The 20,072-nt window shown below is 59.6% G+C and carries 20 protein-coding genes and 1 pseudogene; 1 reads left to right on the top strand and 20 read right to left on the bottom strand.

The window, feature by feature from the left end; translation table 11 throughout:
* Positions 1 to 45: 45 nt before the first annotated feature.
* The 17 genes and pseudogenes from A6M21_RS02100 to mnmL all read right to left on the bottom strand — a co-directional run bounded on the left by A6M21_RS02100 (position 46) and on the right by mnmL (position 16,888).
* Positions 46 to 714 carry a glycosyltransferase family 2 protein gene (locus A6M21_RS02100; RefSeq protein ID WP_066666236.1) on the bottom strand — a complete coding sequence of 223 codons (669 nt, stop codon included), beginning with the start codon at positions 712 to 714 and terminating at the stop codon, positions 46 to 48.
* Positions 677 to 1,597 carry a copper transporter gene (locus A6M21_RS02105; protein WP_066666237.1) on the bottom strand — a complete coding sequence of 307 codons (921 nt, stop codon included), beginning with the start codon at positions 1,595 to 1,597 and terminating at the stop codon, positions 677 to 679. Before A6M21_RS02105 ends, A6M21_RS02100 begins: the two co-directional genes overlap by 38 nt.
* A gap of 26 nt (positions 1,598 to 1,623) precedes the next feature.
* Positions 1,624 to 2,742, bottom strand: a complete 1,119-nt coding sequence (gene steA / locus A6M21_RS02110) for a putative cytokinetic ring protein SteA (RefSeq protein ID WP_066666238.1) — start codon at positions 2,740 to 2,742, stop codon at positions 1,624 to 1,626.
* A gap of 210 nt (positions 2,743 to 2,952) precedes the next feature.
* Positions 2,953 to 3,723: a sporulation transcription factor Spo0A gene (gene spo0A, locus A6M21_RS02115; RefSeq protein WP_066666297.1), complete on the bottom strand. Its 771-nt coding sequence runs from the start codon at positions 3,721 to 3,723 to the stop codon at positions 2,953 to 2,955.
* Between the two features lie 180 nt (positions 3,724 to 3,903).
* A complete protein-coding gene (gene spoIVB / locus A6M21_RS02120; RefSeq protein ID WP_242868731.1) occupies positions 3,904 to 5,106 on the bottom strand; it encodes a SpoIVB peptidase in 1,203 nt (400 codons plus the stop codon).
* A gap of 379 nt (positions 5,107 to 5,485) precedes the next feature.
* Positions 5,486 to 5,848, bottom strand: a complete 363-nt coding sequence (gene crcB / locus A6M21_RS02125) for a fluoride efflux transporter CrcB (protein ID WP_078060314.1) — start codon at positions 5,846 to 5,848, stop codon at positions 5,486 to 5,488.
* A 2-nt stretch (positions 5,849 to 5,850) separates the two neighbouring features.
* Positions 5,851 to 6,264 carry a fluoride efflux transporter CrcB gene (gene crcB, locus A6M21_RS02130; RefSeq protein ID WP_066666239.1) on the bottom strand — a complete coding sequence of 138 codons (414 nt, stop codon included), beginning with the start codon at positions 6,262 to 6,264 and terminating at the stop codon, positions 5,851 to 5,853.
* A gap of 431 nt (positions 6,265 to 6,695) precedes the next feature.
* Positions 6,696 to 8,384 (bottom strand): DNA repair protein RecN, encoded by a 1,689-nt coding sequence (gene recN, locus A6M21_RS02135; protein ID WP_066666240.1) that lies wholly within the window; start codon positions 8,382 to 8,384, stop codon positions 6,696 to 6,698.
* A 5-nt stretch (positions 8,385 to 8,389) separates the two neighbouring features.
* The gene (gene argR / locus A6M21_RS02140) at positions 8,390 to 8,845 is read right to left on the bottom strand and encodes an arginine repressor (RefSeq protein ID WP_066666241.1); all 456 of its coding nucleotides are present in this window, start codon (positions 8,843 to 8,845) and stop codon (positions 8,390 to 8,392) included.
* A 73-nt stretch (positions 8,846 to 8,918) separates the two neighbouring features.
* Positions 8,919 to 9,419 (bottom strand): annotated as a pseudogene (mnmM, locus tag A6M21_RS17700) (tRNA 5-(aminomethyl)-2-thiouridylate-methyltransferase MnmM); the annotation flags it as partial.
* A complete protein-coding gene (locus A6M21_RS02150; RefSeq protein ID WP_066666243.1) occupies positions 9,412 to 10,278 on the bottom strand; it encodes an NAD(+)/NADH kinase in 867 nt (288 codons plus the stop codon). The pseudogene mnmM and the gene A6M21_RS02150, both read right to left, overlap by 8 nt.
* Before the next feature lie 39 nt (positions 10,279 to 10,317).
* Entirely contained in the window at positions 10,318 to 11,139 is an 822-nt protein-coding gene (locus tag A6M21_RS02155) for a TlyA family RNA methyltransferase (RefSeq protein ID WP_066666300.1), read from the bottom strand.
* Positions 11,126 to 13,069, bottom strand: a complete 1,944-nt coding sequence (gene dxs / locus A6M21_RS02160) for a 1-deoxy-D-xylulose-5-phosphate synthase (protein ID WP_066666244.1) — start codon at positions 13,067 to 13,069, stop codon at positions 11,126 to 11,128. The genes A6M21_RS02155 and dxs overlap by 14 nt, the downstream gene beginning before the upstream one ends.
* A gap of 34 nt (positions 13,070 to 13,103) precedes the next feature.
* Complete coding sequence (locus tag A6M21_RS02165) at positions 13,104 to 13,682, bottom strand: CNNM metal transporter family protein (RefSeq protein ID WP_066666245.1); 579 nt, start codon at positions 13,680 to 13,682, stop codon at positions 13,104 to 13,106.
* A 795-nt stretch (positions 13,683 to 14,477) separates the two neighbouring features.
* Complete coding sequence (locus tag A6M21_RS02170; protein ID WP_066666246.1) at positions 14,478 to 15,362, bottom strand: polyprenyl synthetase family protein; 885 nt, start codon at positions 15,360 to 15,362, stop codon at positions 14,478 to 14,480.
* Between the two features lie 260 nt (positions 15,363 to 15,622).
* Positions 15,623 to 15,889 (bottom strand): exodeoxyribonuclease VII small subunit, encoded by a 267-nt coding sequence (gene xseB / locus A6M21_RS02175; protein ID WP_066666247.1) that lies wholly within the window; start codon positions 15,887 to 15,889, stop codon positions 15,623 to 15,625.
* 27 nt (positions 15,890 to 15,916) lie between these two features.
* Positions 15,917 to 16,888, bottom strand: coding sequence for a tRNA modification radical SAM protein MnmL/YtqA (gene mnmL, locus A6M21_RS02180; protein ID WP_066666248.1), 972 nt, complete (start codon positions 16,886 to 16,888; stop codon positions 15,917 to 15,919).
* A 143-nt stretch (positions 16,889 to 17,031) separates the two neighbouring features.
* On the opposite strand from mnmL, the gene A6M21_RS19225 reads away from it, so the two are divergent.
* Entirely contained in the window at positions 17,032 to 17,166 is a 135-nt protein-coding gene (locus tag A6M21_RS19225; protein ID WP_282434521.1) for a hypothetical protein, read from the top strand.
* 75 nt (positions 17,167 to 17,241) lie between these two features.
* On the opposite strand, the gene dmpI is transcribed toward A6M21_RS19225, so the two are convergent.
* Genes dmpI through A6M21_RS02195 form a run of 3 tightly spaced genes read right to left on the bottom strand, consistent with a single transcriptional unit; the run spans position 17,242 to position 19,831 of the window.
* The gene (dmpI, locus tag A6M21_RS02185; protein ID WP_066666249.1) at positions 17,242 to 17,436 is read right to left on the bottom strand and encodes a 4-oxalocrotonate tautomerase DmpI; all 195 of its coding nucleotides are present in this window, start codon (positions 17,434 to 17,436) and stop codon (positions 17,242 to 17,244) included.
* Positions 17,427 to 19,211: a diguanylate cyclase gene (locus A6M21_RS02190; RefSeq protein ID WP_066666250.1), complete on the bottom strand. Its 1,785-nt coding sequence runs from the start codon at positions 19,209 to 19,211 to the stop codon at positions 17,427 to 17,429. The genes dmpI and A6M21_RS02190 overlap by 10 nt, the downstream gene beginning before the upstream one ends.
* A complete protein-coding gene (locus tag A6M21_RS02195) occupies positions 19,208 to 19,831 on the bottom strand; it encodes a DUF7380 domain-containing protein (protein ID WP_066666251.1) in 624 nt (207 codons plus the stop codon). The genes A6M21_RS02190 and A6M21_RS02195 overlap by 4 nt, the downstream gene beginning before the upstream one ends.
* Positions 19,832 to 20,072: the final 241 nt, after the last annotated feature.

The raw sequence follows: 20,072 nt of genomic DNA on the forward strand, positions 1-20,072 counted from the left end.
TAACAAGGGCTTCTCCGACCTCCGGCCTCCAACTTCCGACTTCCGTTACCCCCGCCACGCCCCGGCCAGCGTACGCAATACGTGGCCGAACTGGCGTCCCCGGTGCACAAAACCGGCCCAGTCCCGGCCGGTCTCCTGATGGGTCATATTCACCGGCACCTCAAGCACTTTAAAACCCAGCCGGGCGGCCTTGATGGTCAGGGCCACCTCCACGCCGTAGCCCGGGGCAAAGGGGAGCAGGCGCTCCAGGACGCGGCGGGTCACCGCCCGCTGCCCGGAAAGGGGGGATTCCATCTGCAGGCCGGTGTAGCAGCGGATGCCTGCGCGGGCCAACCCCTTGACCAGGCCGAAGCCACCCCGGCGCCCGGCGCGGGGAAAACGGGCCACGGTCATGTCCGCCGCTCCCCGCAATATGGGCGGCAAAAGCTTGATGCCTTCGGCGGCGCTGGCCCCCAAATCCGCATCCAGCAGCAAAATCACATCGCCGCGGCAGACCGCCGCCCCATGGTTCAGCGCTCCGCCCTTGCCCAGGTTGAAGGGCAGGGAGTAAATCCGGGCGCCGGCCGCCCGGACCGCTGCAGCCGTTTCGTCGGTGGAGCCGTCATCGACCACCAGTATTTCGCTGATTCCCGGAATGGAAAACACCGCCCGCACGGTGTCCCCGATCCGGGCCGCTTCATTGTGGGCGGGAATTAGCGCGGTTATTTCCGGCATTTTCCGCTCCCCCTCCCGGATTCAAATCCGGCAGCAATTTCTGGGCGGTGGATTTGACCCCGTAGTGTCCGGGCTGGCCGTCCATGGCCAGCACCAGGGCCAGACGCCCCGGCGCGGTGTCGATGTTGTCCACCGTGCTGATGCGTTTTTTTTCATAATCCGGCATGTAGGAATACTGTGCGCCGGTCTCCTCCACGCCGAAAACAGCAATCTTGCTGCCCAGGAAGTAATCGATCATCGGCAGGTCCAGGATGCCGGACCGGGCCATCTCGCGATCCTGACTGCCGCCCATGATGATCACCCCGTCGAGGGGCACGCCGTAATCACCGCTGCTTTTCAAAAGTCCGGCCCCGGTCAGCGCGTTGATCACCGTCTGATTGTCGCCGGCGACAATTCCCCGTGCCGTTTCCCGGGCCATCCGGGTTACCAGATCGTTGCCGCCGAGGTTGCCCCAGCCCAGCTGTTTTTCCAGCTCCGCCTTCTGCGGCGCATCAAAGCCGTTGATCACCGTGGTCACCGAAGTCACCACCGCTCCGGCGTCATGCAGGAGGGAGGCCAGATCATCGGAAAAACCGTAGCTGTTTGTTTCTACAATAGCCACCCGGTAACCGTTCAGGCGGCCGGCCACCAGTGCCGGAAGCACCTGCTTCTCAAACTGTTTTTGAATGTTGTTGTCGATCTCCAGGGAATTGGCCCGTGCCTGCACGGTTTCATTTTTCTGGCGCAACTGCTCCATCTGCACCTGCAGTTTGTCGGTTAACTGCTTTTGCTGCCGGACCAGGGCGTCATTGCCCAAAAGCGTACTGCCTACCAGGATGCCGATGCCCAGGGCCAGAAATACGGCCACCAGGGAGACGATATGGTAGCGCAGGTCGATAATCACTGAATCACCCCGCACAATAACGCAAGTTAGATGCCCAAAAAGAGCCGGAACTGGATGATCAGCAGGCGGAGCAACTCCCTGGTGGCGGGGGAGACGAAAACAACCGCGCCGGCCGGTAAAAGCGCGGCCAGCACGATTTGCGCCAGATAACGTGCTTTAATCCGGTTGCGGTACAATTTGCTGACGCCTTTGGCATCCACCAGAATGGAACCCACTTTCATCCGCACCAGAAAAGTGCTGGCCATACCCTGCCGCCCCTTTTCCAGAAAATCCTCCACACTGGAATGGGCGCCCACCGCCACGATCAATTCCGCCCCCCCGTCGAAAGCGAGCAGCATGGCGATGTCCTCACTGGTACCGGGAGCGGCGAATATTTCCGCCGGCAGGCCCAGTTTGCGGATCCGCTGCAGGCCGGGGGCGCGGCCGTCCGGATAGGCGTGAACCACCAGTTCGGCCCCGCACTTCAAGGTTTCGTCCATGACGCTGTCCATATCGCCCACAATCAGATCCGGGCGGTAACCGCATTCGACCAGGGCGTCGGCGCCGCCGTCAACTCCCACCAGCACCGGCTCAATTTCATTGATGTAAGATTTGATCGTGTTCAGATCTTCTTTGTAATTCTGGCCGCGGACCACAATCAGGGCGTGGCGGCCGTGAAAAGAATTTTTCAGCCGGGGCAGCCGGTAGTCCCCGGCCACCAGGCACATTTCACGGCGGGCGTGTTCCATTGTGTTTTCAACAAAACGGGAAAGCACCGGACCCATGTTCCGGCTTGCGGCGTTCATCTGCCGGCGGATTTCCACATCCGTCAATACCTTCCCGCGGGCCAGTTCCCGCCGGTTCAGATAAATTACCCCGTCCCTGATTTCAACTTCCGCCCCTTCCGGCAAAGCCATCACATCCGGACCGGCGTTGTCGACCAGGGGAATGCCGGCCTGCACCAGGGTGAGCGGACCGGCATTGGGGTAGCGCGCGCTTAAAGAAGGAGAGGCGTTGATGACAGCCCGTACCCGGCCGGCGATCAGTGAATGCGCCGCCACATCGTCCAGTTCGGCGTGGTCGATGACGGCAATTTCATGCGGCAACAGCCGTTTGACCAGGTTTTTGGTACGACTGTCCACCCGGACCGTGCCTTTCACGTACATGCGCTCACCGCCTTAACATGTCCCTAACATTTTACAGTTTTTGTGGTTGCGAGTCAAGAAGACAGCATACTGCAGTCAGTAAATAAACCCCGCCATCCCTCATAGATGCTGGTATACATAAAAGTTTTTCAGTACAATTGCAGCCCCGGCTTCACATTTTAAAAAAACCTGACTATGTCAGGTCTTTTTAAACTTCCGTCTTGATTCTTTTTAGCTGACTTTTGCCTCTATTCTGAGCTTGTCCGCCACCATGGCAATAAACTCCGAATTGGTCGGTTTGCCCCGTTCCAGGTTGATTGTATAACCGAAAAATTTTGTCATCATTTCTATATTGCCACGATCCCAGGCCAGTTCAATGGCGTGCCTGATCGCCCGCTCCACCCGGCTGGGCGTGGTTTGATATTTTTGTGCGATCATCGGGTAAAGTTCCTTGGTTACCGCACCCAGCAGGTTTACTTCGCCAATAACGGCCAGGATGGAATCGCGCAGGTAATGGTAGCCTTTAATATGGGCGGGCACGCCCATTTCATGAATGATATTGGTCACCGCCACATCAAGGTTGCGCGGCTTGACCGGGGAAATATACTGTGCAACATTCACCCCGTCTGAAAGTTGCCGGATTCGTGTCCCAAGCACGTTAAAATCAAACGGTTTTAAAATATAATAATCGGCCCCCAATTCCACTGCACGTTGGGTAACACTTTCCTGGCCAAAAGCCGTGAGCATAATCACCTTGGGGCGGTGGGAAATGACCCCTGTGGCCAGTTTTTCCAACACGCCGATCCCGTCGAGATGGGGCATGATTATATCCAGTACTATAACATCGGGCATATGTTGTTCAATTAGTTCCAATGCTTCCAAACCATTAAGCGCAATACCGCAAAGTTGGAAGTCTTCTTGCTGATTGATATATTCTTTCAGTAATTCACAAAACTCCCGGTTATCATCAGAAATCAACACCTTAACGGCCTTTCTCACCATTAATATCCCGCCTCCTAAATCTTTTATCTTTTTTTTATAACCGGTATTTATATCCAATTGATTCGACGGGCAGAAAAAAACTCCTGCAAGCAGGAGTAAAATTATTTAAAAAAAACCATATTTCCCCCGATCTGACACATTAACTGCTTTAAGTCGCGATAGGTCGAAAATACTAAGCATTTAAGCGGCTTTTCTTGGTTTTTCGATATCTGCCGGACCCGGCAGCAAGCCCGCCTCCAGCAACATCCATTCGGCCTGTACACCGTAGCCGCGGGCCGGATCATTGACAAAAACGTGTGTTACCGCGCCGGCAAACTTCCCGTCCTGAATAATCGGGCTGCCGCTCATGCCTTGAATAATGCCGCCAGCGGCCTGCAGCAAACGGGGATCGGTGACCCGGATGACCATCCCCTTGCCGTCGGGACGGGCTTGTGGCATGACCTGCACAATTTCGATGCGGAAGCGTTCAATTTTGTTTTCGTGCAAAACGGTGAGGATTTCCGCCGGCCCGCGTTTTACCTGGTAGGCCAGGGCCACCGGTACCGGTTGCCGGTAATACGGATTGCTCAACGGTTTTTCCAACGTCCCAAAAATGCCGAAGGTTGTGTTCTTTTCAATGTTGCCCTTCATCCCTTCGCCGCGGAACAAACCGACTTTTTCCCCCGGCCGGCCGCGCCGGCCCGGGTGAATTCCCTGTACGGCGGCCTGCACTATGCTGCCGTTAATCAGATCAATTTTTTTACTGGTATTCAAGTCAGCGATCACATGGCCAAGCGCACCGTATTTCCGCGCCTCCGGGTCGTAAAAGGTGAGTGTGCCTACACCGGCCGCACTTTCCCGGATATACAGGCCGATGCAGTAACGCCCGGTTTCCGGGCAAAGCACCGGCTGCACAGTGGTGTTGAAAACTTTCGTCCCCCGCCTGACTTCCAACAGCACCGGTTTTCCACCGGCGCCGCAGCGGCTGATTTCATCCCGGAGCTGGCGGTCGCTGTTCACCGGACGGCCGTTGATCCCCAGAATCACATCACCGCTGGCAATCCCGGCACGGGAAGCCGGGCACACTTTTGTCCCCGACCGGTCCTGCACCGCAGTCAGACCAGCCACGATCACCCCGCGTGCGTGCAACAGCACTCCGATCGAATGGCCGCCGGGGATCACCCGTTTGACCGGTACCACATTGACCACCGTGTGGTGCAGGGGGAAAAGTCCGAGCAGGCGGTACTGCATATCCAGACGTCCGGGCACACCCGCCACTGGAACCGCCTTGCCCGGTATTAATTCCCCCCCGGTGATCTTTTTGCCTTCGGGAGTGAGCAAATCAAGTTCGCTGTGAATTTTCATCTGCAGCCAGCGGGGCGGTGAATACTGTTCCGGAATCAACGGATCCCCGACAGCAATATATTGATTTGATGGCATAAAAGCCAAATTGCAGTTCAGGGCAACAAAAAGGTAAAGTATAAACATTACTGCTATAAAAATAGGTGTTTTATGCAACCGTTCCTTTTGCAGCAATATCTCCTCCTTTTACAGTTAATCTCACCTCCGGTTATACTTTGGCCGATATAACATCCAAAACCTTAAAACAAAATTCAAAGCAACCTGATACAATCTTTAAAATAACCTTATTAAGTAACGATTATTCCGCCTAAATGTGGCTTCATTTGCCACATGCACAGCTTAAACACACTAAGAGACATTTGTTACTTTTTCACAATAAAACCGGCTGCAATTAACAGCCGGTTTTATTTTACCTAATTTATTATAGATTTTTGCCGGCAATAACCCCGGCATAAGTCGCTATTAAACCAATAATCAAACTGGTCAGGCCATAAATAACGGGCAAGGCATTTTTTTGCTTTCTTAACATGGTCATTATTTCAAGATTTAAAGTTGAAAAAGTGGTAAAGGAACCGATAAAACCTGTTCCCAGGATCAGCACAATGATTTCCGAGCGGGGATCACTAAAGCGCAGCGACACCAGCAGGCCGAGCAAAAAAGAGCCTGAAATATTCACCAGCATTGTTCCCCACGGATAAGCCGGACGGTTCAAACACCGGCTCAGGTGATAACGGGCCATGGCACCCACCATACCAAACAGGCCGATGAAAAAAAACTTTTCCAAGCCTATTTTTCTTCTTGCGCCAGGGGAAAGACGCCACCAGGCGATAAAACGACACTCCCCGCCCGGTCCCCCGCCCAGATCAGTAATAAACCGCCGCCGGCGCTAATCAGCACATACAGCAAAGCCATGGATGTCCGGCCGGCTTGAATCAGGTGCAACGTATCCAGGTTAAAAGTTGAAAATGTGGTGTAGGCACCGGTGAAACCGGAAGATAAACCGGTAACCAAATAGGCGTGACTGATCAACAGTTTTATCGCCACAGCCAGAAAAAAACCCAGGAATAAACAACCGGTCAGGTTGACCAGCAAGGTGCCCCAGGGAAAGCCGTTCCCGGCCTTTTCCCAGGGCAGGGTGGTCAGGTAATAACGGGCGACGGCGCCCAAAAATCCGCCAATGGCCACACTGATATAGCTCAATGACTGCCTGCTCCTCTCCCGGAAAATATCTTTCTATTTAACTAACGACCATTATTTTTTAACACAACCTACAAATGAAAAAGGTGATGGCCGTACCCCGTCGCTCCAATGCTCCGGTCCGACGAAAGAAAGCTTTCTCCTAAAACTAAGGTTCCGCCCGCAGCGGCAGGTTCATAACTTTGAATGATTCCATGATAACCAATGCCGCTGCCATCCGGCTTCGGAGCGAACCTGGCAGCGCTGCATATTGCGTGCGATTTTTGTTGACAATCAAAGACACCCGTTTTCTTAGCGCCAGCATGGAAATTCAGTGACACCTTCCGGTACGCGATTCGCGCTGCCGGTTCGCTTGCCTCAGCTGCGCCGTGTTTCGTTTCCGGACCGTAGAAGCTCGCTCCTCTGGTACGGACCATCGCCTTCGAGAGCGGCTATCACCTCCCCTGTGCCTGCTGCAGCATGTACCGGGCATGCTCTTTGACCAGTCCGTCCACATCCCGGCCGCCCAGCATGCGCGCCAGTTCTTCCAAACGTCCGGCCGGATCCAGTTTTTCCACCCGCGTGCGCGTCTGCCCGCCCCGCACTTCCTTGCAGATGTAAAAATGGGCGGCGGCAAAGCTGGCAATCTGGGCGGCGTGGGTGATGCAGAGCACCTGGCGGCGCCGGGCGATGGCGGCCAGTTTTTCGGCCACCGCCTGCAGGGCGCGCCCGCCAATGCCGGCGTCCACCTCGTCAAAAACCAGGGTGGGCACTTCGTCCACCGCGGCCAGGATGGCCCGGGCGGCCAGCATGACCCGGGAAAGCTCGCCGCCGGAGGCGATCCTGGCCAGCGGGCGCAGAGGTTCGCCGGGGTTGGGTGAAATCAAAAATTCCACCCGCTCCGCACCGGCCGCGGCCGGTCCGGACAGGTCCTCAAACTGTACTTTGAATTCCACCCGCCCCATTTCCAGCTCCGCCAGCTCCGCCGTTATTTCCTTTTCCAGTTGACCGGCCGCCTGCCGGCGGGCGGCGGTCAAACCGGCCGCCGCCTCATGCCAGCGTTCCGCCAGCACCTGCACTTCCTTTTCCAGCGCGGCGGTGTTCTGTTCGCTGCCGGAAAGCATTTCCATTTCGGCGGCCGCCTGCTCCCGGTAGCGCAGCACTTCGGCCACTGTATCGCCGTATTTGCGCTGCAGCTGACGCAGGGAGGAGAGCCTGTCCTCAATAATCTGCAGGCGCTCCGGGTTGTATTCCACCGTCTCGCGATAGGCGGCCAGTTCCCGCGCCGCATCCTCCAATTGATAAAGGGAGGATTCAACCGTTTCCAGGAGCGGCTTGACACTGCCGTCCAACCGGCACAACCCGTTCAATGCGTGCGCCGCCCGGTTCAAGGCGTCCAGCGCCGGCTGTCCCTCCGGTTCCCCGCCGTGCAGGCAGGCGTAACACTCCGCCGCCAGGGCGGCGATTTTTTCCGCATTGGCCAGGCGGTTGCGTTCGGCGGTAAGTTCTTCTTCCTCTCCTTCGGCCGGGCGGGCCTGATCAATCTCATGCACCTGGTAGGCCAGCATGTCCAGACGGCGCGCCCGGTCCCTGGCCCCGGCCAGCAGTTCATCAAGACTCTGCCGCGCCCGGCGCCAGGAAGCATACAGCGCGGCCGCGGCCGCACGCTTTTCCAAAAGCGGCGCGCCGCCGGAACGGTCCAGCAGGTCGCGCTGCCGGTCCGGCAGAAACAGCGACTGCTGCTCGTGCTGGCCGTGCAGGTCGGCCAGGCGCCCGCCGGCTTCCCGGTAGACGCCCAGGGTTACCGCCTGACCGTTCAGGCGGCAGATGTGCCGTCCGTTGGCGGCCAGTTCCCGGCTCAACACCAGTGTGCCGTCCCCGGAATCGCCAACGCCTCTTTCCGCCAGCCAGTCAGCCAGACCGGGCGGTTCCCCGGCATCGGCCACCGCCGTCAGCCGCGCCCTCTCCCGGCCGCTTTTGATCCAGCCGGCCGAAGCGCGCCCGCCCAGAACCACTGTGATCGCGTCCACAATGATCGACTTGCCGGCACCCGTCTCACCGGTAAGCACGTTGAGCCCGGGTTCAAAGACGATGCTTTCCCGGTCAATCAGGCCGAAATTTTCAATATCCAGGGATATCAACATCCGCCTCACTCCCCGGTCAGCCGGCGCAGGCGCTTTAAAACATCCGGCACCTGCGCCTTTGGTTTGATGATCATTAAAATGGTGTCGTCCCCGGCCACGGTGCCGATTACTTCTGTCCACCCGGACTGGTCGAGCGCCGAGGCCACCCCCTGCGCTTCACCGGGCAGGGTCTTTAAAACCACCATGTTTTCACTGTGGTCGATGCTTTGCACCGACTGGCCGAGCAGCCTTTTCAACCGCTCCTCCCGCCAGACGGCGGGCTTTTCCCCCGGGGGCGCATAGCGGGAAACATTGCCTTCGCCGGGCACTTTGATCAAGCCCAGTTCCCGGATGTCCCGGGAAACAGTGGCCTGGGTCACGGCAAAGCCGGCCTCCCGCAGGGCGGCGGCCAGTTCGTCCTGGGTCTCGATGACCCGCTGGCGAATGATTTCCACAATTTTTTTCTGCCGCCGGGCCTTCAACCGCTGCACCTTCCTTTGTAATGAATATGAGCACCGGGGCGTTCACCGGCCGGTTCCAGAAAACCATTTTCAAGACGGTGTATGTATGCTGGTCGAGGGAAGCCGTAAACTCTTCCACCGCCTGCCGCTCCGCCCGGGCGCCGGGGTGCCCGGTATAGACGAGCAGCGAAATCCGTCCGCCCGGTGCGAGCAGCGTCAGCGCCGCCTGCAGGGCGGTGACGGTGGTTTCCGGGCGGGTGACGATCCGGTGGTCGCCCCCCGGCAGGTAGCCCAGGTTGAACATCACCGCGTCAACCGGCGGCGGCACGTACGCCGCCATTTCCTGGTGCCCCGCCGGCATCAGGATCACCTGCTTGTCCAGACCGTCTTTTTTCAAACGGCAGGCGGTGTTTTCCAACGCCCGGGGCTGGATGTCAAAGGCATACACCCGCCCGGACGGCCCCACCCCGCGGGCGAGGAAGTCCGTATCCCGGCCGTTGCCGGCGGTGGCGTCCACGGCGGTTTTACCCTCCCCGAGCGCCGGGGCGATAAAGGCGCGCGCCCAATGAACCGCGCCGGCGGCCCGTTCAAGCATCGTTGCGCTCACCTTCGCTCAATTTTTGACGCAGCAGGTAAAAGAAACTACGGTTTTTCAGGCGGATGAATTTCGCCCGGCAGGGCGCACGCCGCACCAGCACGGTGTCGTTTTGCTCCAACCGGTAGCCGTGCTGCCCGTCCATGGTCAACATAACCTCGCCCACATCCGAACGCAGCACAGCCTTCACCCGGCTTTCCGCGCTGATCACCAGCGGCCTGGCCCAGAGGGAATGGGGGCAGATCGGCGTGACCAGCATTAGATCGAGCTCAGGTGTGACCAGCGGGCCGCCGGCGGACAGGGAATAGGCGGTGGACCCAGTGGGGCTGGCCACGATCAAGCCGTCGGCCGGGTAAGCGCTCACATACTCGTCGTTGACGAAGGTGTCGAGCAAAATCAAGCGGGCAAAGGCACCCTTGGTGATCACGGCGTCGTTCAAGCCGACCGCCGTTTCCACCACCCGGTCATGCCGGACGACCTGCGCCTCCAGCATCATCCGTTCATCCAAAAAGTAGCGGCCGGCCAGCAGCTGTTCCAGTCCGGAGAACAACTCCGGCCGGTCGATTTCAGTGAGAAAACCCAGCCGGCCCAGGTTCACCCCCAGCAAAGGGACGCCGCGGGGCGCACATTCACGGGCGCTGCGCAGCAGCGTGCCATCGCCGCCCAGCACCAGCAGCCAATCCGCACGGGATACCAGTTCCGCCCGGGAAAGGCCGAGCTCCGGACGGTTCAAGGCTACGGCGGCCTCTGAAGACATGAACACCGCGCAGCCCCGCTCCGTAAACCAGTGCACCAGCTGCTCCACCAGGGCCAGGATGCCGCTTTTACTCATATTTACGACCAAACCGGCGGTCCGCATCCAGTCATCCCCTTTACAAACCTGCGCCGGCAGCGGTATTCATACCTGCCTGCCGGCGTTGAGCGCGGCATGCGCCCGCCCGACGACAACCGGGATAACCGCCGCCGGATCTACAGTGGTGGGATTGGCCCGGTCGAAAAAAACCAGAAATTCAATATTGCCTTCCGGACCCTTGACCGGCGAAAAATCCAGTCCGCGCACACCCCAGCCCTGTGTTTCGATCACCCGGCAGACCTGCGCAAGCACTGCCCGGTGTACGGAGGCATCCCGGACCACTCCTTTTTTCCCCACCATTTCCCGGCCGGCTTCAAACTGGGGCTTGATCAGCGCCACCCCCCGGGCGGCCGCAGTGGTCAGCTCCGCCAGACAGGGCAATACCATGGCCAATGAAATAAATGACACGTCAACAACCGCAAAATCGGCCGGGCAAGGCAAATCCCCCGCCTTCAAGTGGCGTATGTTGGTTCTTTCCAGCACCGTCACCCGCTCATCGCTGCGCAGTTTCCAGGCCAGCTGGCCGTAACCCACGTCCACCGCGATCACCGCCCGGGCGCCGTGCTGCAGCGCGCAGTCGGTGAATCCGCCGGTGGAAGCACCCACATCCAGCACAATCAAACCGCACAGATCGATCCCGAAACTATGGATCGCTTTCTCCAGTTTCAACCCGCCCCGGCTGACATAAGGCGGACCGGACGGTACGGCCAGATGCGCGTCCCGGTCCACCTGACGGCCGGGTTTATCCACCGGTCGGCCGTCCACCCGCACCTGCCCGGTCATGATGGCCGCCCGGGCCTTCTCCCGGCTGTCAAACAGGCCCTGTTCCACCAGCAGCAGGTCGAGCCGCTGCTTACCGCCGCCCATCCCCGGCCACTCCCCCGGCCGGCAGGCCGGCACCGGCTTTTTTACCCGTCCGTCTGGCAGCGTTGAGCATAAGCAGGGCGTTTTGCACTGCCGCATCCGCGGTCAACCCGCAGCGGGCCAGCAACCGGTCGCGTGTGCCGTGCTCAATAAACTCGTCCGGGATGCCCATGCGCACCACCCGGATGTTGCGCAAACCCCGGTCGCCGAGCAGTTCCAATACGGCGCTGCCGAACCCGCCGGCCAGCACATGCTCTTCCATGGTAACCAGGCGCCGGGTGCGCATGGCGTAGCGGGTGATCGTTTCATCGTCCAGCGGTTTGACAAAGCGGGCATTGATTACCGCGGCGGAGATGCCCAGCCCTTCCAGCACCGCCGCCGCCTTCACCGCCGCGGAGACCATGCTGCCCGCGGCCAAAAGGGTGATGTCATTGCCCTCGCGCAAAACCTCCGCCCGGCCGAAGGGCAGGACCGCCGGCTTCCCGGTCAGGGGGCAGCCCGTACCCGCACCCCGGGGATAGCGCAGGGCGGCCGGTCCCGGGTATTCAAGCGCCGTTTTCAACATGTGGCGCAATTCATTTTCATCTTTGGGTGCCATGATCACCATGTGGGGTATGGAACGTAAAAAGGCAAAATCAAACACCCCGTGATGGGTGGCGCCGTCGTCGCCGACCAGTCCGCCCCGGTCGACGGCCAGGGTGAGGGGCAACTGCTGCAGGCAGACGTCGTGCAGCACCTGATCGTAGGCACGCTGCAGGAAGGTGGAGTAGACGGCCACCACCGGCTTCAACCCTTCCGCGGCCAAACCGGCCCCCAGTGTGACGGCATGCTGCTCGGCAATGCCGGTATCGAAAAAACGCTCCGGGAAGGCCCGGGCGAAATGGTCCAGGCCGGTACCGGCGGGCATGGCCGCCGTGATGGCCACAATCTCCGGCTCGCTTTGACCCAGTTCGACCAGGGTGCGGCCGAAAACTTCCGTATAGGAAGGCGGGCCGTCTTTTTTGATCACCCGGCCGGTTTGCACGTCAAAAGGACCCACGCCATGAAAGACGCCGGAGTTTGCTTCAGCCGGCGCGTAACCATACCCCTTCCGGGTGCGCACGTGTACCAGCACCGGTCCCCTGGTCGCCGCGGCCTGCTGGAAAACGTTAATCAGCGCCTGAATGTTGTGCCCGTCTATCGGCCCCAGGTAAATGAAGCCCAGTTCCTCGAAAAACATGCCCGGCACGACCAGGTACTTCAAAGAGTCCTTCAACCGCTCCACCACCTTGACCACCCGCGGTCCAATGGCCGGAATGCGGCGCAACAGCTGTTCGATTTCCTCCTTGCCCCGGGAATACATGGGGTCTGTGCGCAACCGGCCCAGGTACTCGGCCAGCCCGCCCACATTGGGCGCGATGGACATTTCATTGTCGTTGAGCACCACGATCAGGTTTTTTTGCAAATGACCGGCGTGATTCATGGCCTCAAAGGCCATGCCGCCGGTCATCGCCCCGTCGCCGATCACCGCCACCACGGCGTGATCCCCGCCTTTCAAATCCCGGGCCAGAGCCATACCCAGGGCGGCGGAAATGGAAGTGCTGCTGTGTCCGGTGCCGAAGGCGTCATGTGCGCTCTCCTGGCGGCGGGGAAAACCGCTCAAACCGCCGGACTGACGTAAAGTGTGAAACAGCGGCCGCCGGCCGGTGAGCAGTTTGTGCACGTAACATTGATGCCCCACGTCCCAGATGATCTTGTCCCGCGGAGTTTGAAAAACCCGGTGCAGGGCCAGGGTCAGCTCCACCACGCCCAGGTTGGGGGCCAGATGCCCGCCGTTGGCGGCCACCGTGTTTATAAGCTCTTCCCTGATTTCCCGGGCCAGTTGCTGCAGTCCGGCCGCGTCCAGATCCTTCAAGTCGGCCGGTCCGTTGATCTCCGGCAATAGCCTGCTCAAAATATGCGCCACCTTCCACCCATGTTTACCGGCATCATGGACGCCGCGTCCTGCGCAGCAGGCTGATCCCGGTCAATTTTTCCCAGCCGGCCATGATCCGGCCGGTCAGAAAAATAACTTCATCAGCCCGGGTGAGGGCCAGCCGCTTGCCCGCCGCCTTGCCGATCACCGTCACCGCGGCAATCAGGGCGGTCATGAACATATTCAACAGGGACTGGTGAATGCCCTGCCGGTGAATCAAAATTTGCGCCACCAGGGCGATACCCAGCGCGCCGCTCACCGTACCGGCAATATCGCCGATCACATCGTTACAAATGTTGGCCACCCGGTCGGCATTACGAATCAGGAAAACACCCTGCTGGGCACCGGTGACCCGTTTGGCCGCCCGGGCGTGGAAAGGCGCCTCGGTGGCGGCGGCCACCGCAGTGCCGAGGATATCCGCCACAATGCCGCTCAGTATAATTATAACTAAAAAAAGAAAAGATAAAAGCAGGTTTTTCAATTGGTCGGCCAGAAATTGCGACAGCCAGAAAAAGAACACGGCCAGAAGGAAAGAGGCGGCGCCGACCAGAAAAAAATAAGGACCGGAAACAGTGGATTTATTGTTACCCAAAAATCTTCACCTCATACAAAGACGGGGCCTGTATGTAAAAGGGTAAGTGACAGCAGCGCGGGTAAATATTGTGGCTTGAGGTCCAGCAGGTTTTCCCAAACAATCGCCGGCTGTCGCCAAACCGGTGGTTTCCCCTTCGGATTGTTTCCGGAACGCCGACCGTCCCGGGACTGGATTACCACTGAGTCCACACTGCAATCCCCGCGCCGCCCTATTCGACAGCCTAGGAGTTTTCCTCAGCAGGTTGGCCTTTTCCTAGCCTCTTTTGCAATGGCGGTTTCAGCCCGCCGTCAGCCGCCCATGGGCCCATGGTCCGGCAGCCGGCACGCAGGACATCCACCGTCACCACTCAAGGCAGGCTACACTGCACGCAGCTCCCCACCACATGCAGGTTCACACCCCAAGCCATAGCTTTAACACCACGCACTTGGGTCTCCACGGAAACAGGGTCAACGCCCGCATGCCATTGCGGGTCGCCCCATTTCCTTAACCCCCAGTACCAGCCCCCGACTGGGCGTCGGCAGCCAACACCAGGAACTTCATCGATGTGCCCGCGACGGATTTTTAGGCCCGTCTTCAAAAAAGGCATACCTGACTAGGATACTGCGTCACTTACCCCAAGGGTAACCAACTTTTCTTGCTTTCAAAATGATTATAACATACCGGCTGTAGGCGGGCAAACGGCCACGGCAACCGTTAATGACGCCGGCAGGTTGGCAGGAGCTATGGGAAGATAACATTTCATCCGGGCAGTTTCAAGGTCACCGGCGCGCACTCAATCGCGTCCGCGCTCATTCAGTGATCCCTTCCTGTCACAAACTGAGCCAGTTGACGCAAAAAAGCGGCTTCCGCCCCGAAGTTCTCCAGTGCCGCCACAGACGCGTCAGCGGCCCGGCGCGCTTTTTCGGCGGCCCGTTCCAGGCCGAAAAGCGCCGGGTAGGTGGCCTTTTTGTTTTTTTGGTCACTGCCGGCCGTTTTGCCCATCCTGGCCGGATCACCCGATTCGTCCAAAATATCGTCGGTAATTTGAAAGGCCAGCCCCAGGTTTTCAGCATACGCGGTCAGGGAGGCCAGCCGGGCTTCATCCGCGCCGCTCAAGATGGCGCCCGTGCGTACGGCGGCCCGGAACAGGGCGCCGGTTTTGTGGCGGTGGATATACTCTAGCGTTTTTTCATCCATTTCGGCGCTGGAGGACAGTGTGTCCACCGCCTGGCCGCCAATCAGCCCCGCACTGCCGGCCGCCTCCGCTACCTCGGCAATCACCCGCGCCACGCGTTCCGCCGGCAGGGATCCGGCGCAGCCGGCCAGCCAACCGAAGGCCAGGGTGAGCAGGGCGTCCCCGGCCAGGATGGCCGCCGCCTCGCCGAACACCCGGTGATTGGTCGGTTTGCCCCGGCGCAGGTCGTCGTTGTCCATGGCCGGCAGATCGTCATGCACCAGGGAGTAAGTATGGATCAATTCCAGGGCGCAGGCGGCAGGCATGACCGGTTCCGGATTCCGGCCCGCCGCCTCGGCGGCGGCCAGGGCGAGCACGGGGCGCAGGCGCTTGCCGCCGGCAAACAGGCTGTAGCGCATGGCCCGGTGGATCAGGGGCGGATAGGCGTCCGCCGGCGGCATGTATTGCGCCAGTGCCCGGTCCACCAGCGCGGCCCGGTTTTTTAACTCCGTCAAAAAGTCCAAGTCGATTTCCTCCAGATCAATAATGAAACAACCGGCATACCACCACCCCGCTTATCCGGATCGCTCCGGCACCGACAGCCCCGGGAGGCATCATTGCCAGGCCGGATTGGATCTGACAAGCACTTTTGTACCGGAAGCGGGTATTAGCCGCAGCGGCGAGGCGGACACGGCAACCCCGGCTGTCCTCAGGCACGCAACCCGGTTACCAAGCGGACGCGCCGGCTTAAGCCGCAGCCCTGTCAGCGGAAAACTTCCCCTGTTCAGTCTTCCCTGACGCCGGTCAGATCCGCCAGACAGGCGCCGGCGTCCTTTAGCACCAGTTCGCCGTTTTCATCCGCCGTCAAAATAGAAATACGCTGTTCAGCCTGCTCCAGTTGCTGCTGACAGAAGCGGGACAGGGTGATCCCCTCGCCGAACAGGGCAAGTGATTTTTCAAGCGGCAACTGGCCGTCCTCCAGTTCCCGCACCACCGCTTCCAGCCTGGCCAGCGCCTCTTCAAAAGTCTGGTTTTGATTTTTCTCCACCATATACTATGTACCCCCGGAAAAGCAAATTCAACAAACGGTGTCTTCGTGAAAACGTTTGCGCAACGCCTTGCCGTTCAAGTAATCGCAGCGCCGGCCCTGACAGGTGTCCAGCGCGGCCAGGCGGGCTTCGATCCGCTGTTTGACCTGCCACCAGCTCACGCCCCAGTTGGCGAAAAGCACCTTGCCGTAAGGGCCGCGGCCGGCCAGGCGCTGAACCACCACGTCCGGATGCAGGTATTCCAGAAAGGTCACCGCCCGCTCCACATATTCCTCCAGAGGGATTATCACGAACCCCCCCCGCCGGTACATCTCCCCCAGCACCGTATCCTTGACCACATAAAGGGAATGCAGCTTGACATATTCCACCTGCAGCGCGGATAGAATCTTGGCGTTTTCGATTACGTCCTTCATACCGTCACCGGGCAGATTAAGGATCAGGTGCACGCAGGTGGACAATCCGTATCTCTTAATGCGCAGCACCGCGTCAATAAATTCGGCCAGGGTGTGACCGCGGTTGACCTGCAGCAGGGTATGGTAGTTCACCGTCTGCAGGCCCAGCTCGATGTTGATGTCCAGCTGATGTTCCCGCGCCGTGACGGCCAGAAAATCCAGGTAACGGTCGCTGACGCAGTCCGGGCGGGTGGATATGGCGATGCCCACCGTATCTCCGCCGCCGGCGGCTGCCCGTATATATTCCCGGAAGCGGTCAAAGGGCAGGTAAGTGTTGGTAAAGGCCTGAAAGTAGACGATAAATTTCTGCGCCTTGTAGCGCCGGCGGAAATATTCCCGGTTGGCGGCCAGTTGCTCCTGCACGGTCAGGCTGTCCGGCAGGCACTCGAAACCGGCTCCCTGCTCGTCACAAAAGATGCATCCGCCCGTCCCCGACGTACCGTCCCGGTTGGGGCAGGTGCCGGGCAAATTCACCGGCAGCTTGTACACCTTGCCGCCAAATTTATGCTGCAGGTAGCGGGAATAGACCCGGTAACGCTCTTCAGACAAGGCAGGCCACCTCTTGCGATTAATCTTACCACAAACACCGGCCACGGACCAGGGGTTTGACAGGATGCCGCCGGCGTATTATGTTATTTTCAATGCCGGCTGAGAACTGAACGGCCGGCCAAAATGGATGCGGGGGTGGGAAAATGTCCCGGGTGGACAAACTGGTACGGGAAATAGAAGCACTGTCCCTGGAGGAAGCAAAGGAACTGTTCGACCACCTGGCGGATACGCTTGATCTGCTGGGGTGGTTCAAGCTGAACGAAGTGATTTTTCCGTAAACAGGGCATGGCGGCGCCGCGGAACCTTACCGGCGCCGCCCGGGTTCAGCGGGGGTAAACGAGTCCAAAGCGCTTTCAGGAGTTTTTCCGTTTCGTCGAAAGCAAAACGCCGCCAACGCCGATGTTATCGGGATCATTCTCGTGCACAAAGACCACAAAAGCCTGTTCGGGAATTTTGGTCACTTCACTGGCCGCCCGGGTGAACCGTTCCACCAGTTCCTGTTTTTGTTCCCTACTCAAAGTTGAACCCTCAAAAGTGATTACCGGCACGTCAAGTCCCCCTTGTCGCAATTATGTACAACCTGATCGTTGTCCTGTTCCACGCTGTTTATGCAAACCGCCCCGGACGGACAGGCGGCCACGCAGTCCCGGCACCCCTGACAGGCCTGCGCGTTGGCTACAACGGCCCTGCCTTCCGCCATGGCAAAAACAGCCGGCTCCGCCGGGCAGATTAACACGCAGTTGCCGCAACCGACGCATCTTTTCCCGTCGACCAGCGGGTGGATGACCGTTTTCCCCTGTTTGCGCGCATAGTAGCGCTGCTTGTCCACGTACATGGCCGCGTCGGCACGGGTCAGCAGAGTGGCCAGCGCATCCGGTTCACCGGCGGTGGCGGCGCCCAGGGCCAGGCTGAGGCGAAATTCCTCCTGCGGATGCTCGCGGTTCCACTGTTTGATTTGATGGCGCAGCCGCGAAAGAACGGTCCTGGCCCCGGTGGCGTCCACACCGGGCAGAAGCAGGACCATTTCATCGCCACCGTAACGGAAGGCCAGTTCATGCCGCCGCACGGACCGGCGGATTACCCGGGCGGCGGCCTTGAGCAGGCGGTCCCCGGCCGCATGGCCGAACTTATCGTTGACAGTTTTCAAACCGTTCGCGTCAACCATAATCATACTGACGGGCATTTTAAAACCGGCGCTGTCTTCTTTTGTCAAATACTCGAAATAATTGCGGTTGTACAAACCGGTAAGCGTATCCCGGCAGGCCATGCCCTCCGTCAACCGGTAGCGCAGCGAACGGGTTACGGCCGATTCGGCCAGGGCGGCAAACTTTTTCAGCAAATCCATCTCCTCATAGGAAAAAGGTTTGCCGGAAAAGCGATGGGCAATCAGCACACCGGCGCACCGCCCGTCCGATACCAGCGGCAGTGCGGCCTCCGCAGCGGCGCCGGGCAGCAGGAGTTCATCAAACCGTGATTCCGGGGCTGGCTTTGCATCGTCTCCAGTCACGGCCAAAGCGAGCCGGGGCGCGTTCAACCGGCATTCCCCGCCGGCCGCCGCCCGGCAGCCGTTCACCACCGCCAGGATATTTTTATCGGACAGGACGGCTTCTTTTTCCGGCGGATACCCGGTAAGCACCCGCTCCAAAACAGCCGGCGGCTCCCCGGTGACCAGAAAAATCCCGCCCGCCTGCAAACCGGCCGCCGGCCCGGCCATGCGCAAGACACTGGCCAGAATATCCCCGGTGTCCAAGCTGGCGTTGACATCACGGGCGGTTTCAAACAGAACCTTCATTTCCTGTAACGATTTTTCCAGTGCCTTCTGCAGCAGTTCCCGTTCAGTCACGTCCCTGGCGATTACAGCTATGCCCTGATAGACGCCGCTGATCATCACCGGGGCATAATAGTTTTCCACATACCGGCCCTGCCTTTTGATCACCCGGTGCCACCGGCCATGGGCGGCGGACGCCATCCCGGCCAGGCGCCTGCGTACTTTATCGTACAGCGCGGGCGGATGGCAGTCAAAAACCGACCCGCCGGGCTCCCCGCAGGAAAGCCCGAGCAACTGGCCGGCCATCCCACTGCAAAATATAATCCGGCCCTCCGGATCGAACCAGATAATTCCTTCATGCAGCACTTCCAACAACCGGCCGAATAATTCCGTCGATATCACCCTTGTGCCCGGCCCGGCGAAAAAGCTCTCGGCCCGTCCCACCACAACCGGTATTTCGCTCCTTTCGGGCTGGATTTTCCCGGTCAATGCCGGTCGAAAAACGGCCAACCGGCCGCCGGCCGGCCCTATTCCCGGAATTGCCGCCGCAATCATTCCCCGCCTTCCATCGCCCCAGCCTGCCGGGCCAGTTCCGACAACTGGCGCAGTTCCTCCGCCGCCGGCACATCCCCGGCCAGGGCGAGCACCGTCTCAATCAGCAACCGGGCGCGCCGGATTTCGTTTTGCGTCAGCATGTCCCGGACCACCCGGATCAGACAGCTTTCCACTTCCGGGTGCTCGCGGCGCAGGGACTGGCAGAGCTTCACCGCCCGCAGCAGCGCCTCGTGTGCCTCCGGCCACCAGCGCCGGTCCGCGCAAAGCAGGGCGCAGTCCAGATGAGCGCGGATGGCCAGCATGGCGTGTGCTTCCTCCCGGTAGGCGTCCCACAGGTAATGGGCGTAGCGGGCGCGCAAAATCGGATTGGCGGCGCCGGCGGCCCGCCGCTCGAAATAGGCCCGGGATTCAGCCGGCAGTTCACGGAACGGCGAAAAACACCGGCAACCGGGTTTTTCCGGTGCCTCCCGGCGGGCGCGGAACAGGACCGTTTCCCATTGCATCTGGCAGAGCAGTGACTTATTTCCACCCTGCCGGCATTGCTCAACCAGTTGATGAATCTTTGACGCAACATTCTGACGGCAATTTTGCCGCTCCGGCGCTTCCTTCAAAACGGTCATCAAACATCGCCTCCGGCACCATGATGACAGTAATCATGCCGCTTCCACCTATATTTTATCAGCAGCGGTATTAATTTTCAAGCCGGCAAAGGGCGGATTCCGTTCCTCCGGATGATGATCCGCCACGGCTCCGGGCCGGTATGTCAACGGCCGGACCACCCCGCCCGGCAAGGCCAGACAACACCGGGGGCGGGTCTTTTTACCGGCCCGCCCCCGGTGTTGAAGCAAAAAATATGCGTAT

This window comes from Desulfotomaculum copahuensis (assembly GCF_001655685.1).
GTDB classification, from domain to species: Bacteria; Bacillota; Desulfotomaculia; order Desulfotomaculales; family Desulfovirgulaceae; genus Desulfotomaculum_G; species Desulfotomaculum_G copahuensis.